At 38.7% G+C, this 15,657-nt stretch carries 16 protein-coding genes; 7 read left to right on the top strand and 9 right to left on the bottom strand.

From position 1 onward, the window contains the following. The first annotated feature begins 46 nt into the window (after window positions 1-46). From ACOKFD_RS02335 to ACOKFD_RS02325, 3 genes are all read left to right on the top strand, one after another. A complete protein-coding gene (locus ACOKFD_RS02335) occupies window positions 47-847 on the top strand; it encodes a helix-turn-helix domain-containing protein (RefSeq protein WP_422859777.1) in 801 nt (266 codons plus the stop codon). 136 nt (window positions 848-983) lie between these two features. Continuing rightward, window positions 984-2,003 carry a hypothetical protein gene (locus ACOKFD_RS02330; protein WP_422859776.1) on the top strand — a complete coding sequence of 340 codons (1,020 nt, stop codon included), beginning with the start codon at window positions 984-986 and terminating at the stop codon, window positions 2,001-2,003. A gap of 107 nt (window positions 2,004-2,110) precedes the next feature. Beyond that, window positions 2,111-2,977, top strand: coding sequence for a fructosamine kinase family protein (locus ACOKFD_RS02325; RefSeq protein ID WP_422859775.1), 867 nt, complete (start codon window positions 2,111-2,113; stop codon window positions 2,975-2,977). 5 nt (window positions 2,978-2,982) lie between these two features. On the opposite strand, the gene ACOKFD_RS02320 is transcribed toward ACOKFD_RS02325, so the two are convergent. The 3 genes from ACOKFD_RS02320 to ACOKFD_RS02310 all read right to left on the bottom strand — a co-directional run bounded on the left by ACOKFD_RS02320 (window position 2,983) and on the right by ACOKFD_RS02310 (window position 7,610). Further along, window positions 2,983-4,242 carry an aminotransferase class I/II-fold pyridoxal phosphate-dependent enzyme gene (locus ACOKFD_RS02320; protein WP_422859774.1) on the bottom strand — a complete coding sequence of 420 codons (1,260 nt, stop codon included), beginning with the start codon at window positions 4,240-4,242 and terminating at the stop codon, window positions 2,983-2,985. A 123-nt stretch (window positions 4,243-4,365) separates the two neighbouring features. Then, the gene (locus tag ACOKFD_RS02315; protein WP_422859773.1) at window positions 4,366-5,406 is read right to left on the bottom strand and encodes a PLP-dependent cysteine synthase family protein; all 1,041 of its coding nucleotides are present in this window, start codon (window positions 5,404-5,406) and stop codon (window positions 4,366-4,368) included. A gap of 68 nt (window positions 5,407-5,474) precedes the next feature. Then, window positions 5,475-7,610, bottom strand: a complete 2,136-nt coding sequence (locus ACOKFD_RS02310) for a S9 family peptidase (RefSeq protein ID WP_422859772.1) — start codon at window positions 7,608-7,610, stop codon at window positions 5,475-5,477. Between the two features lie 58 nt (window positions 7,611-7,668). On the opposite strand from ACOKFD_RS02310, the gene ACOKFD_RS02305 reads away from it, so the two are divergent. Further along, window positions 7,669-7,995, top strand: a complete 327-nt coding sequence (locus ACOKFD_RS02305; RefSeq protein WP_422859771.1) for a YbaB/EbfC family nucleoid-associated protein — start codon at window positions 7,669-7,671, stop codon at window positions 7,993-7,995. A gap of 8 nt (window positions 7,996-8,003) precedes the next feature. On the opposite strand, the gene ACOKFD_RS02300 is transcribed toward ACOKFD_RS02305, so the two are convergent. The 6 genes from ACOKFD_RS02300 to ACOKFD_RS02275 all read right to left on the bottom strand — a co-directional run bounded on the left by ACOKFD_RS02300 (window position 8,004) and on the right by ACOKFD_RS02275 (window position 13,527). Beyond that, a complete protein-coding gene (locus ACOKFD_RS02300; RefSeq protein WP_422859770.1) occupies window positions 8,004-9,029 on the bottom strand; it encodes a threonine aldolase family protein in 1,026 nt (341 codons plus the stop codon). Between the two features lie 63 nt (window positions 9,030-9,092). After that, window positions 9,093-9,455, bottom strand: coding sequence for a hypothetical protein (locus tag ACOKFD_RS02295; RefSeq protein ID WP_298998543.1), 363 nt, complete (start codon window positions 9,453-9,455; stop codon window positions 9,093-9,095). A gap of 7 nt (window positions 9,456-9,462) precedes the next feature. Then, window positions 9,463-9,840, bottom strand: coding sequence for a YciI family protein (locus ACOKFD_RS02290; RefSeq protein WP_422859769.1), 378 nt, complete (start codon window positions 9,838-9,840; stop codon window positions 9,463-9,465). Between the two features lie 69 nt (window positions 9,841-9,909). Next, complete coding sequence (locus tag ACOKFD_RS02285; protein ID WP_422859768.1) at window positions 9,910-10,743, bottom strand: glycoside hydrolase family 16 protein; 834 nt, start codon at window positions 10,741-10,743, stop codon at window positions 9,910-9,912. A gap of 9 nt (window positions 10,744-10,752) precedes the next feature. Further along, window positions 10,753-11,103 (bottom strand): cupin domain-containing protein, encoded by a 351-nt coding sequence (locus ACOKFD_RS02280; RefSeq protein WP_422859767.1) that lies wholly within the window; start codon window positions 11,101-11,103, stop codon window positions 10,753-10,755. Window positions 11,104-11,124: 21 nt separating this feature from the next. After that, window positions 11,125-13,527, bottom strand: coding sequence for a zinc-dependent metalloprotease (locus tag ACOKFD_RS02275; RefSeq protein WP_422859766.1), 2,403 nt, complete (start codon window positions 13,525-13,527; stop codon window positions 11,125-11,127). A gap of 84 nt (window positions 13,528-13,611) precedes the next feature. Here ACOKFD_RS02275 and prfB point away from each other — a divergent pair. The 3 genes from prfB to ACOKFD_RS02260 all read left to right on the top strand — a co-directional run bounded on the left by prfB (window position 13,612) and on the right by ACOKFD_RS02260 (window position 15,655). Further along, window positions 13,612-14,707 (top strand): peptide chain release factor 2 gene (gene prfB / locus ACOKFD_RS02270; protein ID WP_422859765.1). Its coding sequence is split into 2 segments (ribosomal slippage): window positions 13,612-13,674 and window positions 13,676-14,707, totalling 1,095 coding nucleotides; the frame shifts between segments, so codons are not numbered across the junction. Between the two features lie 75 nt (window positions 14,708-14,782). Next, complete coding sequence (gene arsC, locus ACOKFD_RS02265; RefSeq protein ID WP_422859764.1) at window positions 14,783-15,124, top strand: arsenate reductase (glutaredoxin); 342 nt, start codon at window positions 14,783-14,785, stop codon at window positions 15,122-15,124. 78 nt (window positions 15,125-15,202) lie between these two features. Next, window positions 15,203-15,655 carry a hypothetical protein gene (locus tag ACOKFD_RS02260; protein ID WP_422859763.1) on the top strand — a complete coding sequence of 151 codons (453 nt, stop codon included), beginning with the start codon at window positions 15,203-15,205 and terminating at the stop codon, window positions 15,653-15,655. Window positions 15,656-15,657 lie beyond the last annotated feature (2 nt).

Genomic DNA, 15,657 nt, shown 5'->3' with positions numbered 1-15,657 from the left:
ACAAAATGGCCTATTGAGTACTCTATTAATTATACACTAATAGCATATGCTCAATTTAGCTACAGGAGAATATTTTGGAAACAGCACCAAAACGCTGGAAAATCAGTATTTGAAACTCTGCATTACCAACTATGCTCCTGAATCCATTATTGCAGCGCATAATCACGCAAATCCATATGTCAGCCTCCTTGTCAATGGAAGGTATCTTGAAGAGGGAGAAGCAATAACCCAAACCATTGCTCCGGGTGAGGTACTCTACAGGCCGAAGGGATATGGACATAGAAATTGTTTTGAGAAAAATAATGGCACCTGTTTTAATATTGAGTTCAAACCAGATTGGTTTAATCACCTAGCAAAGCCCTTTGCACTAGTGAAAGATAGGCCGGTAAAGTTTAGCGCAGCCAAATATCCTTTTTTCTACAAATTGTTTTTACAACTTAAAAAGCACCCTTCAAATGATATAATTTTTGATGAAGTCTATAGTTTTTATTCCCAATTAATCACACCTTTTACAACAACAAATGTACGGCCTTGGGTCAAAAGTGTTTGTGAAATTGTTCAAGAGGAAACGCATAAGTTTCATTCTCTGAATGAATTATCAGATAAGGTTTATGTGCATCCAGTTTATTTGTCAAGAGCGTTCAAATTATACTCAGGATGTACGTTACAGGAATTCCAAATGAAGGTTAAACTTGAGAGAGCCATTCATCTCTTATTGAACACTACAAAAAATATTAGCTCCATTTCGTTTGAATTGGGTTTCTATGATGACTCCCACTTTATACGTTCTTTCAAATCCGTTTATGACATGTCTCCCGCTAGATTTAAACGTGACCTAAATAGTTGATATCGTACAATTTTGTCTTGGGCAACCCATATACCTTTGACCCTAAAATATTTATAGGATGCAAAGGGTTACTTATCAAAAATTTCAATTAGGCTTTCTACTTCTTATAATCCATGGAGTATTTGCCCAAAAAACAATGGATAAAAGAGAAACATTGGATTATAAGCGAATCTACTCCCTTGCGTTAGATGCCAATGTGAAAGATATATTCCCGCTTCTAGAAAAGAATCCTGAGGAATTAAGTGAGAAAGATATTCTATTCATTGAAGATTTCAATAAAAGGTTCAAATTCGATAAAGATCGTTCAGATTATCTAAAAAATAATCAATCCAGAATACATGACTTACAGTTGATCCTTAGAAACTACTGGCGAAAATCCTTGTTGGACCCAAAAGGTAGTTTCAACGATATCTTGGCGAAAGAAACAACCGCCTTCCTTCAAAAAGAATATACTCCCACCAAAAATATGGAGATTGAAAGAGACACCCTCGGATACCTAGTAAGTGAATACATCAAAAGCAAAGGCTACCATACTATCAAGGAAATGGGCAGAACTGGAAGAATATTTGATTTGTTGGTTTGGAAATCACAAAGGGACTCTCTATATACTTTTGAATTGAAAGATGAAAAAATTCAAGTAAAAGTGGTCTTTATGAACGATTTTGTAACCTTAGGGTGGGAAGAGTATGCCACTTTTGGTAATCGTTATCCCGGGGGTTGGGCCACAGATAGTGCCATTTATTGTGTTGAGGAAGCATACGACTTAGAAAGTGAGAAATTTAGAATTAGCTATTTAGCTCATGAAGGAAGACATTTTGCAGATAAAAAGAAGTACCCAAATCTTAAAGGACCGGATTTAGAGTATCGGGCGAAGCTTTCGGAACTCAGCTTGGCACAAGATAGGATACACCCCTTGATAGAGGCATTTACCGCCAACGCAAACAAAAACAGTGAAAATCCTCATCCTCTAGCAAATTATTGCGTTATAAGAGACCTTTCACGGGTACAATTTAAAATGGATTTTCAAAATGATGTGGAAAGCTGGAAGACGATTGCTCCAAAAAAAATCAATCGTATCGCCAATAAACTGTTGAGGAAAAACACCAAAGAACTCCAAAAAAGGGGAGCTTCGGTTGAGCGGTTGATTAAAGCATAGTAACTATTCAAAAAGGCGAAGCGGTTTTTACTTGGTTACTCCAATCAAGAGGAGATATCCAAAGGATTTGTATTTCTTATTTTTAGGGAGATGAATCATACTTGATTGTGAGTCCTAAACTAAAATCCCATCTCGAAGCTGTTCTTGGTTCCCCCATTTTACGGAGTACATCTGTTAGCGGAGGGGATATTGCAAATGCTAACATAATCGAAATCGCTTCTAATCGCTTCTTCGTAAAAACCTCTTCTAAACCTTGGGCGGAACAACTTTTTATTTCTGAATCAAGAGGGTTGAAACTGTTGGAAGCTACCCAAACAATTAAGGTTCCAAAGGTTTATGCTGAAGGTGTATTTGACCGGACTGGTTATTTGATTCTCGAATTTATAGAAAGTAAAACACCAGATTCTAATGATTTTGAGCGTTTGGGTCATAAGCTGGCAGAATTACATCTTGTTGCTCAACCCAATAGATTTGGTGGCCAATTTGACAATTTTATAGGGCATTTACACCAAAACAATACAATAGAAGATGATTGGTCCACTTTTTATGTCAAACACCGACTTATTCCTCAAATTCAAACGGCCAAAGAAAAAAGCCTATTGAATAGAGAAGACATTCCTTCAAAAAATAATCTAGTAGCTGTTTGTACTTCCCTTATTGGTAAAGTCAAACCTGCCCTTTTGCATGGAGACTTATGGGGAGGAAATTTTTTGATTGCTGAGGACGGTACTCCCGTATTAATCGACCCTAGTACGTATGTTGGTCATTCAGAAGTTGATTTGGCCATGAGCAGGCTCTTTGGAGGATTTGGTCCCTCCTTTTATGCTGCCTATCATGAAATCATCCCTCCACACCACAAACAAAAAGACATAACAGAGATTTACCAATTATACTATTTATTGGTACACCTAAATCTATTTGGAAGTTCCTATAGAAATTCGGTGCTTGCCATCATCAACAAGTACTTTCACTAAAAAAATTACTCTCCCATAGCTGCAGCAACGGCAGCAGAAAGACGTTTGTACGTACCATTTTGCAGTCTTTCGCGAATTGCGGAGAAAGCATCCAAGGTTTCTACTATGTCCTGCATGGTATGGGTAGCTGTAGGAATCATACGAAGTAGTATCAATCCCCTAGGAATTACCGGATACACCACAATTGAGCAAAAAATACCATAGTTTTCGCGCAAATCCTTTACCAGGGCCATTGCTTCAGGAATACTACCGTTCAAATATACAGGTGTAACACAACTCGAAGTTGTACCAATATCAAAACCACGTTCTTTAAGTCCATTTTGAAGTGCATTCACATTTTCCCAAAGCTTAGCCTTAAGCTCAGGCATGGTGCGCAGCATATCCAAACGCTTTAATGCTCCTTTTACATAAATCATGGGCAATGATTTTGCGAACATTTGAGAACGTAGGTTGTATTTTAAGAAATCAATAATTTCTTTGTCAGCAGCTAAAAATGCCCCAATTCCTGCCATGGACTTGGCGAAAGTGGCAAAATAAACATCAATATCATCTTGAACGTCCTGTTCCTCTCCTGCTCCTGCTCCTGTTTTTCCAAGAGTACCAAAGCCATGTGCATCGTCCACCAATAACCTAAACTTAAACTTTTCTTTCAGGGCAACTATTTCTTTTAGTATTCCCTGCTCTCCTCGCATTCCAAAAACCCCTTCAGAAATCACTAAAATTCCACCTCCGGTTTCTTGAGCAAGTTTCGTGGCACGCTCCAAGTTTTTTTCTAAACTTTCAACATCATTATGTTTGAACGTAAATCGTTTTCCGACATGTAAACGTACACCATCAATAATACAGGCGTGGCAGTCCACATCATATACGATAATGTCATCTTTGGAAACCAAAGCATCAATAGCAGACATGATTCCTTGATAGCCAAAGTTCAACAAATAAGAGGATTCTTTATTTACAAAATCGGCCAATTCCTGCTCTAATTGCTCGTGATAATCCGTATGTCCACTCATCATACGAGCACCCATTGGATAGGCAGAGCCATGTTCATACGCTGCATCTCCATCCACTTTTTTCACTTCTGGAAGATTTGCCAATCCGAGATAATCATTTACGCTCCATGTAATTACTTCCTTTCCATGAAACTTCATTCTATTGGATATAGGTCCTTCCAATTTTGGAAATACAAAGTAGCCTTCAGCTTGTGATGCCCATTTTCCTAATGGACCTTTATTCTCGATAATTCTGTCAAATAAATCTCTCATCTACCGCATAGTTGTTTCAGGTGCAAAAATATATATTTTTGGATTGCCCACATAATCGAATTTTTTCCATAAAAAAACGACAATGCCAACCATTGTCGTTCAATATCTTAAAAGTATAATGACTTACTTTACATATTCTATCTTTTCCGCAACATCTGTGTTCTTATGGTCAAAGAAACCTTGGTTTTCCATCCATTCATTGCTGTATACCTTGCTCATGTAGCGTGAACCGTGGTCTGGGAAAATAACCACTATGTTGCTTTCTTCAGTAAATTCACCTTCCATATCCAATTGATATAAAGCTTGAACAGCAGCACCAGTGGTATATCCACCAAAAATGCCTTCTGTTTTTGCCACTTTTCTAGCCATGTGGGCACTTTCAGAGTCAGTTACCTTCACATATTTATCAATGGTTTCGAAGTCTGTAGCAGAAGGAATCAGGTTTTTCCCCAGGCCTTCAATACGGTATGGATAAATCTCATTTCGGTCAAACTCTCCAGTTTCATGAAATTTTTGAAGCACTGAACCATAGGCATCCACACCCAAAACTCGAATGTTTGAATTTTGCTCTTTGAGGTATCTGGCAATTCCCGAAATAGTCCCTCCTGTACCATTGCAAGCCACCAAATGGGTGATTTGACCATTGGTTTGTTCCCAAATTTCAGGTCCTGTTGTTTTATAATGTGCCTCAATATTCAATTCGTTGAAATATTGATTGATATAAATTGAATTGTCAATTTCGCTATGCAATCGCTTGGCCACTTCATAGTAGGAACGTGGATCATCTGCACTTACGTGCGCTGGGCAAACGTATACCTTGGCACCCATAGACCTCAACATATCAATTTTATCAGGAGATGATTTTGAGCTTACCGCCAAAATACAATCGTACCCTTTCACAATACTTACCATTGCCAAACTAAATCCAGTATTTCCAGATGTAGTTTCGATAATGGTGCTGTTAGGTGTTAAAATTCCTTTCCTTTCGGCTTCTTCTATTATATAAGAGGCGATTCTGTCCTTTGCGGAATGTCCTGGATTGAAGGCTTCCAGTTTTGCATAAAAATTACCGGTCAAAGGTTCAGCAATTCGATTAAGGCGAACTAAGGGGGTACTTCCAATTAAGTCAAGAATACTGCTGTAGGCATTTATCTGTTTCTTCATATTGGCTTAGATAAGAGATGATTTTTGAAATTTCAAAAAACATAGGTGCAAAAATAGTATTTTTTATTTTACAGGGCTTTTCCTTCCAGGTCCAGTATAAAGCTGTACTCTTTAGCTGTTTCCTTTAGGGATTCAAACCTACCCGAAGCACCTCCATGACCGGCCTCCATATTAGTATCCAGAAACAATACATTGTCATCTGTTTTTAACTCCCTCAACTTTGCAACCCACTTAGCAGGCTCCCAATATTGTACTTGGGAATCGTGCAAGCCTGTGGAAACATAAAGGTTAGGGTATGCTTTTGCTTCGACGTTATCGTAAGGAGAATAGGATTTCATATAATCGTAGTATTCCTTTTCATTGGGATTGCCCCATTCGTCATATTCGCCGGTTGTAAGAGGAATGGTATCATCCAACATGGTGGTAACCACATCCACAAAAGGTACGGAGGCAATTACTCCGTTGTATAACTCAGGGGCCATATTGACTATAGCTCCCATTAACAATCCTCCGGCAGAACCACCACTAGCATATAAATGCTCGGCACTAGTGTAGTTTTCAGCAATCAAAAACTTGGAACAATCAATGAAATCGGTAAAGGTGTTTTTCTTGCGCAATAACTTTCCGTCCTCATACCAAGGCCTACCTAAATATTCTCCACCTCGAACATGCGCTATGGCATACACAAAGCCTCTATCCAATAAACTCAAACGTATGGATGAAAAATAGGGGTCAATGGTATTACCATAGGAACCGTATGCATATTGTAGCAAAGGACTGGTGCCATCCATAGGAGTGCTTTTATGATACACCATGGATATCGGGACTTTTGCTCCATCACGTGCCGTGGCCCAAACACGTTTTGTTCTATAGTTTTCCTTGTCAAACTTCCCTCCTAGCACTTCCAGTTCTTTTAAAATGGTCTTGCTCTTTGTGTCCATATCAAAATCAATAATGGCATAGGGAGCCCCCATTTCATTATAAAAATAACGCAAAACCTGGGTATCAAAATCCAAATTAACCGAAGTTCCAGCCACATATGTTTCACTATCAAAGGGCAAATAATAGGAATCTGAGTTATCCCATCTTGTTATCTTCAATTCATTCAGTCCATTTTTACGTTCGGACAATACATAATACTCTTTAAAAATATCCACATCTTCCAAAAGCACATCTTCTCTGTGTGGAATAAACTCTTTCCAATTAGACGATTCCGTTTTAGCTGAAGTGGTTTGCATCAGTTTGAAATTGGTTGCACCATCCTTATTGGTCAGTACATAAAAACCTTCTTGGTAATGTGATATAGAATATTCCAAACCCCTTTCTCTTGGGGAAAACACTTTAAACTCTCCGCTTGGATCATTAGCTTTAAGAATTTGATATTCTGAAGTTAATGTGCTTACTGAACCAATTATAATATATTCTCTTGATTTGGACTTATATACAAACGTGCTGAAGGTATCATCTTCTTCATGAAAAACTAACTCATCTTTTTCCGAAGAAGTACCCAAAACATGTTTATATATCTTATCTGAACGAAGTGTAACCGGGTCTTTCTTTGTATAAAATAAAGTCTTGTTATCATCTGCCCATACAGAACTCCCTGTCGTATTGTCAATTTTATCTGGATAAACCTCACCGGTTTTTAAATTCTTAATCTGAATAGTATACTGTCTTCGTGAAACCGTATCTACCGCATATGCAGCCAGCTCATTGTTCGGGCTTATGGAAATTCCCCTTAAGTTGAAGAAGTCATGACCTTCAGCCAAAACATTACAATCAAACATCACTTCATCTTTGTTTTCCAAAGTGTCAACTCTCCTCGAATAAATGGGATACTCCTTTCCTTTTTCATACTTGGTTATGTACCAATATCCGTTTAGTTTGTAGGGTACAGAGGAATCGTCTTCCTTTATTCTAGATTTCATCTCTTGAAAAAGAGTAGTCTGAAAATCTTTGGTATGTGAAGTCATCTTTTGATAATACTCATTCTCCGCATTTAAGTAATCCAAAACTTCTTGGTCCGTTCTATCGTTCATCCAGTAATAGTTATCAATACGGACATCATTATGCATCTCCAAAGATTTCGGAACCTTTTTGGCCACAGGTGGCGTTATTTCCATAGACGTATTATTTTTTTTACAAGAACCGACAAAAGTAAGGCAGAAAATCAAAAAGAGAGCTAGTGTTAGACGAAGATTCATTAGTGCTATATTTCGACCAATTTACTACTTTTAACAATGAATTTCTTAATAAAAAAATATGTTTGGTGATTTAATGGGCATGATGGGCAAATTGAAAGAAACCCAAGAAAAAGTAAAGGCCACAAAAGAGCGTTTAAACACAGTTATGGTGGATGAAAAGTCTTCTGATGGACTATTGCATGTAACCTTAACGGCCAACCGTGAAATCAAATCCATCAGCGTGGACGAATCCTTATTGCAAGACAAGGAACAATTGGAAGATTATCTAATACTTACGTTGAACAAGGCGATAGAAAAAGCGACTCAAGTAAACGAAGCCGAATTGGGTGCTGTTGCCAAAGAGGGTATGCCCAATATTCCTGGTATGGATTCTTTTTTCAAATAGAACAAACACTAAGCCAATTCAATCAGGGTTTTCAAAAGTGTTGAATGCATTTCATCGGTATAATCCAGGTGGGTAACCATTCGCAACTTTCCTTGGCCCATACCAATTATAGAAATGTGCTTTTGCGCCAATTTGTTCAAAAACCCCTTCTCTGATATTTGAGACTCATCCAACTCAAAAATGATGATATTGGTTTCTATAGGCTCCACTTTTTTCACAAAACTGTGTTCGTTCAATACTTCGCCAATTTCCTGTGCTTTCTCATGATCTTCCTGAAGTCGATCAATATGATGATCCAAGGCATATATCGCAGCAGCAGCTAAAAAGCCAGATTGACGCATACCACCACCTAAGACTTTTCGTATTCGAAGCGCCTTGTTAATCAACTCTTCACTACCTACCAACACAGAACCAACGGGGCACCCTAAGCCCTTACTAAAACAAACACTTATGGAATCAAAGTGTTTACCATACTCTTTAGGGTCTTCTTCCATTTTCACCAAAGCATTCCAAAGTCGAGCGCCATCCAAATGATAGTTCAATCCATGCCTATCGCAAACCGTTTTGATTTTTTTAAGTTCAGTAAAATCCCAACAGGCTCCACCTCCCTTGTTTGTGGTGTTCTCAATACAGACCAGACTTGTAAGCGGACTGTGGTAAAAGTCTGGCGGATTGATTGCTTTTTCAACCTGCTCAGCAGTCATCATACCCCGATGGCCATCCACCAACTTGCAAGACACGCCGCTATTGAAACTAACACCACCACCTTCGTAGTTGTAAACATGGGCATATTTGTCACAAACCAATTGGTCCCCAGGTTGGGTATGTAATTTTATAGCCGTTTGGTTGGTCATAGTACCACTAGGAAAGTAAAGGGCAGATTCCGTTCCAAAAAAATCGGCCACCTTTTCTTCCAGAGCATTCACCGAAGGGTCATTTTTAAAAACATCATCCCCAACTTGTGCATGCATCATGGCTTTCAACATTCCTGGGGTGGGCTTAGTAACGGTATCGCTAATGAGATTTATCTGCATAAACTAAGATTCAAAAGTGAAATTTAAGGCAAATAATTGTATCTCATCTTAGGCAAAGAGCCATTAATAGGGGGAGTTTTGATTCACTTGGGAGAACAACCATTCAATATCCTCCTTGAGAATTTCCTCAGGACTAGAGAACTTAATTCTTTTTGCATGTTTTCCTTTGCCACTGAATTTAAGCCTATCATGGGTTATGGATTCCACGTGATGCACATAAAGCATACATGTATCTCCAGAACCTTTCTGAATGCCGCAAAGTACATTTGCTTTACCTCCCCTACTGTATAGGGCCAATTTAACCTTTGCGCCACCAGCAATGGATTCTTCAATATTCTGAAACGATTGATACACCATATCCCGAAGAATCAGGCCCATTTCAAGAGCACCTGAATTTTCATCAAACATATTCTTAAAGTCCTCCATAGCAATCCTAGTTACTTTGTTTACTTTCCAAGCAGCCACTATAAAAAGTACTGAACTCGAACAATTCTACATCAAAAATGCCATTTGTTACTGAGGGATCTTTCCCTACTATAACAATGGCTTTAATACTGTCCTTTGCGCGCAAAAGCATAAAACCTTTATCCGAATATCTCCCGCCAATTACAATACTGCCTTCTTTTCTTAACTTTTGAATATGCTTGGAATGGGCATTAAAGAAAGGTTGCTGGTCAAACGTGATTTCATGGTTCCAATTTTCACCTGGAGTATAAATCATCGCAAATACTTTGGTTTTACTATCTGCCTGTCCTAAACAGACCGTAAGAGGTAAAACCCAGATTAATAAAAAACTAAAATACCTGTTCATTTTACTCTTTTTAAAATGACGAATAAAGGGATTTCAATTGGACTCCCTTTTTGAAAATAGTATAAAAACCTACTGAAACACCCTAATGTAATCAACTACCATTGAGCTTTCAGTAAAGCTAGGGTCAATTTTAGGTTCAATAGCTATGTTTAGAATGAAGTAATACTTCGAATCAAACGGCCAAGTATCTTTATTTTTTACCTTAGGATTATATTCGAAATGGGTTACGCCATCCACGCTGAATACCATCTTTTCTTTGGTCCATTCCATAGCATAGATGTGAAATTCACTTGATGCATTTTGTATTTTCTGCCCACCAACATTTTTTACAGCGTCTCCATAGCTATCTCCATTGTGTAAAGCACTGGACACATAATCTTGATTTTTACCCCAATGTTCTACAATATCAATTTCACCGCAATGAGGCCATTTGGTCGTTCCGTATTTTTCATCCCAATAAGCCCCATCCTCATCAATATTGGTGTTTAACATCCATATTGCAGGCCATGTTCCTATTCCTTCTGGCAGTTTAGCCCTTATCTCCACCTTTCCATAGGTGAAAGCAAATTTAGAATTAAGCCTAGCTGAAGTATACTCTTTTTTTATTCCTTGGTCTCTAAACTTCTCCTTTTTTGCCACCAAGTGCAAATAACCATCTTTTACAAACGTATTGGCCTCGCGGTCCGTGTAATGCTGTATGATACCACCCCACCAGCTACCGCCAGGCGGAAGTTGTGTTTGATGAAACCATTTTTCAGAGTCAACTGGTCCCTCACCTTCAAATTCATCAGACCAAATAAGATTTGCAAAAACTCCATCAGTTGTTGCTTTTTTTTGAGAGATTAAATAGGACTGGAATAGTAAACAACCTATTAGTATGGTATAAAGTCTTACTTTCTTCATTACAGTCATCTATTCTATATTATTCACATTGGTTCTGTCACCTCTTGTTGTGGGTTGGGAGATAACTAAAAATTCTAAATCTGTTTCACCTTCGTTACGTATTTGGTGCACAAGGTTGGGTTGGATATGAATCCCTTCTCTACTTGGCACCCTAACTATTTCACTTTCAATCTGAAAAGTTGCTTCTCCTTTCAAAACATAAAAGAGTTGTTGAGCCTTAGAATGGTAATGTTTGGCTTCCTCTGTCTTTGAAGGCATTAATTCCTCAATGACACTCAGTTCACTTCCTTTAACCAAATGCCAACCCTCACAGTTTTCACCCCACAAATAATGTTCTGAATTTTTACGATTTTTCTTCATGGGTTTATTAAAGTTTCCTCTCTATTCCATACAATCCATCCCAATGGGTGAACCATCCGGAATCTTTGGAGCAGCAATCACTTTAAATGCAGTTGGCGTCTTGAGGAAAGCATCAATACGTCTTACCATTTCTTCTGATACTGTATTTTTCGCCTCTCCTAACAGGTTTTTCCGAACTTCTTTAAGATGTTGAGTAGCTATTCCATTCACCTGAGGATGTACTTGTGTGTGTGCTGCCAGGTTCATGATATGATACAACACCCTAAAATTGATGGTATTTTGTACTTCCTGCCAATATCCATCTCTGTGTTTCTTCTGAAGGGTATTTATTGTAAGCTCCTTAAACACATCACTGAGCCCAACTTGGTTGTCGTCCAAGCTCTTTTGTTGAATCAAACGTGAAGCACGTTCAGGGTGCAACAACAATCCTAAGGTCATATCAGCAGAGGTTTCCGCAGCAGATAAGGCATCGAAAGAGACTCCAGTTCGTCCTTTGAGAGATTCTCGCGTACGACCATAACCAATCGCTCGTGGTGGGAACAATTCCAGTTTATTTTTAGGAATGGCCACCACCGATGCATCCAAAGTATTTAAAATTGCACTTAATGCCTTTTCTTGATTGCTTGCATTTATAGGATAAACAGTTCGTTGGCCATCACCTTTTATGGTATAATTGTAATCCAAACCACCTATCATTTTGGAAACCGCTTCAGTTTGATATCTATGAAAGAAATACAAAGGTGCAAATACATCCTCCAAAGTAGAATTGGCTTCACCAGAGCGGATATTGTCTACTGAAAAATTGGAAATGCCCACTTTACGTATATCCAATACCTTTTCAAGTTCTTGGGAGGCACTTGCCCCATTATCCCAAAGATGACCATAAGCGTGAGCTCCTCCCATGGGTCTCGCATCTTGGTCGGAAATATAGCGTAGACCATCATCCTGGGCTTTTTTTAGTATTGCATTTAAACCCTCCTTTTCGGTAGTGCCCGATGGAAAATCTGCATAAGAATAGGCTACAGTTACCTTGTCCCAATCCCCTATTCCAGTATCATAGGCATTCGAAAAATCAATGGTATTTCCATTCAATTCAAACTGTGGGTGAGGATAATCCATAACTGAGGCTCTATTGGTGGTACTAGCCGCAAAATTGTGGGCAAAGCCCAAGGTATGCCCTATTTCGTGTGCAGAAAGTTGGCGAATTCGAGCTAAAGCCAGTTCCAACATAGGTTGGTAATTGTCATCACCTTCTGCAAAAGGTTTGTTCATTAGAGCCTGAGCTATCAAGAAATCCTGACGAATACGAAGACTTCCCAGACTTACATGCCCCTTGATGATTTCTCCTGTTCTTGGGTCGGTAACACTACTTCCATAACTCCAACCACGTGTGGAGCGGTGCACCCATTGAATTACATTGTAACGAACATCCAAAGGGTCTGCGTCATCTGGAAGCACTTTGAGTTGAAAAGCATCTTTATATCCAATAGCCTCAAAAGCTTGGTTCCACCATTTTCCTCCCTCCAGAAGTGCCGAACGTACGGGTTCGGGTGTCCCATTGTCCAGGTAATAAATTATAGGTTCCACAGCTTCGCTGACCGCTGTATTCGGATTTTTCTTTTCCAATCGATGCCTTCTTACAAAACGCTTCAAAATTGGTTCTTGAACAGGCGTAGCATAGTCATAATACGTGAATGGGTATGACCCGCAACGTGGGTCAAAAACCCGTTTTTTATATCCATTATCCGGTAATTCTATAAATGAGTGGTGCTGGGCAACGGTTACCAAATTAGGATTTGGAGTTACTGAACGAATCCAATCTCCCTGCGGTGTCCCCTTAAAAGTTAAGGTCATATCGAATTCCACATTCTTTGGAAACGCCTTGGTGCGTTCAAAAGCAAAGGCGCTTTTAGACTTATCCAAGCTATAATTCCCTTGTTTTCTACTTTTCAATCGAGCGGAAACCCCATGGGCATCGCGCATTAAAAAATCGGTAATATCAATGAGATAGTGCCCCTTGGATTCTTCCACAATTGGAAAGCCAAACAATACTGATTTGGCAAATGCCTGTTCCACTGACTTCTTTTCCAATTCGTTTTTGGTCAGTGCTCTAAATTTTAGATTTGGTTGAACCAAAAGCAATTTATTGCCTGCCTTTTTGAAGTAAACCAATTGTTCGTTGCCCAATTGGCCCCTGTCCAATCCAATATCGTTACTACCAATACCACTACTAAGGGAATAGACATATAAAAAATCCCTATTCAAGGATTCAACCTCCAAAAAGATTTTGTCTTGGGAATCATCGTAATAGTAATCAAAAAAACCATCAAACTTTTGATAATTTTTGGTTTTAGTAAAATCTTGTCCTTGTAGAAACCCACAAAAAAGTGCAAGTAAAAGAGAAAGGTGGTAGCTGTGTTTCATTTTCGTGTAAGTTGACTTTAAAAATATGTAAATTTCGTTGTGCTACGATGCCGAAACGCTATTTTTGCGTGAAATTCATTCGAAATGATAACAACAGATCATCAGAAAGATCTTATTGAGCGCCTTGGTGCGTTAAGGAGGTATCTTTGACATTGATGCCAAACTTATCGAAATAGAAAACGAAGAGGAAAAAACATTGGCTCCGGGTTTCTGGGACAATCCTCAAAAAGCCCAAATACAGATGCAATCCTTAAAATCCAAAAAGAAATGGGTTCAGGATTACAATGCAGCCACTGCCTTGGCTGGTGATTTAGAAGTACTCGTTGAATTTCTTCAGGCCGGGGAAGTTGATGAATCTGAGGTACAGCAACAGTTTGAGAAAACTTTGGAAGCTGTCCAAAACCTTGAATTCAAAAACATGCTATCCGATGAAGGGGATGAACTCACAGCTGTACTTCAAATTACTGCAGGTGCTGGAGGTACAGAGAGTTGTGATTGGGCTGCAATGCTCATGAGGATGTACATTATGTGGGGAGAGAAGAACGGCTATAAAATCAAAGAACTCAATTACCAAGAAGGTGATGTAGCCGGAATAAAGACTGTAACTCTTGAAATTGAGGGCGAGTTCGCCTTTGGCTGGTTAAAAGGCGAAAATGGAGTACACCGATTAGTTCGTATTTCTCCATTTGATAGCAATGCCAAAAGACATACTTCCTTTGCATCCGTTTATGTCTATCCTTTAGTTGATGATAGTATTGAAATTGACATTAACCCATCGGATATTGAGATTACAACAGCACGTTCCAGTGGAGCGGGAGGACAAAATGTGAACAAAGTGGAAACCAAGGTACAATTGGTTCATAAACCAACGGGAATCCAGATTTCTTGTTCGGATTCGCAATTCCAACACGATAATAGGGCTACAGCAATGAAAATGCTTAAGTCACAACTCTATGAGATTGAACTTCGTAAAAAACAAGAAGCCCGTCAGGAAATTGAAGCGTCCAAGATGAAAATTGAATGGGGGTCCCAAATTCGTAACTATGTGATGCATCCATATAAATTGGTGAAAGATGTACGAACCAGCGAGGAAACAGGGAATGTAGATGCCGTGATGGATGGAGAAATCAATCAATTCTTAAAAGCCTATCTTATGATGATGGGACAGAAAGAGGAATGATGCTGATATTTGGTGTCTGATGTCTGATGAAAAAAATAGTTCTATCAGTTGTTTATTTGAAATAGTTAATGAAAAATGATTAAGATTTACCATAATCCAAGATGTAGAAAATCAAGAGAAGGGCTAGTATTCTTGCAAGAAAGCGGACTTGATTTTGAGGAGGTTCGTTATTTGGACAATCCGATAAACAAAGAAGAGTTGACTGCCATAATCAAAAAACTTGGTTTTAATCCTATCGATTTAGTACGAAAGTCAGAATCCATATGGAAGGAAAAATTCAAAGGAAAATCGCTCACAGATGATGAAATTGTCAATGCCATGGTTCAACATCCAAAGCTTATTGAGAGACCCATTATAATAAAGAATGATAAAGCGGTTGTGGCTAGGCCCGTTGAAAAAATCAGAGAAATACTGTAGATAGTTTATTTTTACAGAACAAATAGGGAATGATTATTGTGCTACTCTTTGCACTTAATGAAAGAAAAACAAAACAAAATGAAAAAATCACTACTTCTTTCCACAGTTTTGTTGATGATTGGATTGATGGGGATTCAGTCCGTGAGTGCTCAATTTGGAAATCGATTTGGAAGACAACGTAGCACAGTTCCTCAGGCTCAGGCCCCTCCTCAGGAACCGGAACCAATTACTGCAGAAGGCGTCGTTAATGAGCGTATGCCGTCTATTACAGAGGCGCTAGAACTAAACCCTTTTGAAGAAGCCGTGGTCCGTACCACCTTGACCAAGTATGTTCAGAAAAAATTGGAGCTCCAAATATTGCAGCTTGAGCCCAAGAAAATGCAGGAGGAATACGAAAAATTGAACAAGCTCCAAAATGAGGAGCTCAAATCTGGATTACCCGAAGACAAATACCAAGCATATCTCGAACTCGAAAAAAACAGGTTCAAAGCAAAAAAGAAAAAGAAAAAGAAAAAGAAGAATAAAGAGTGATA

Source organism: Flagellimonas ulvae (genome assembly GCF_049333175.1).
GTDB lineage: Bacteria > Bacteroidota > Bacteroidia > Flavobacteriales > Flavobacteriaceae > Flagellimonas.
The sequence above is the reverse complement of the archived record's forward strand: the minus strand, read 5'-3'. Positions and strand labels throughout refer to the sequence as shown.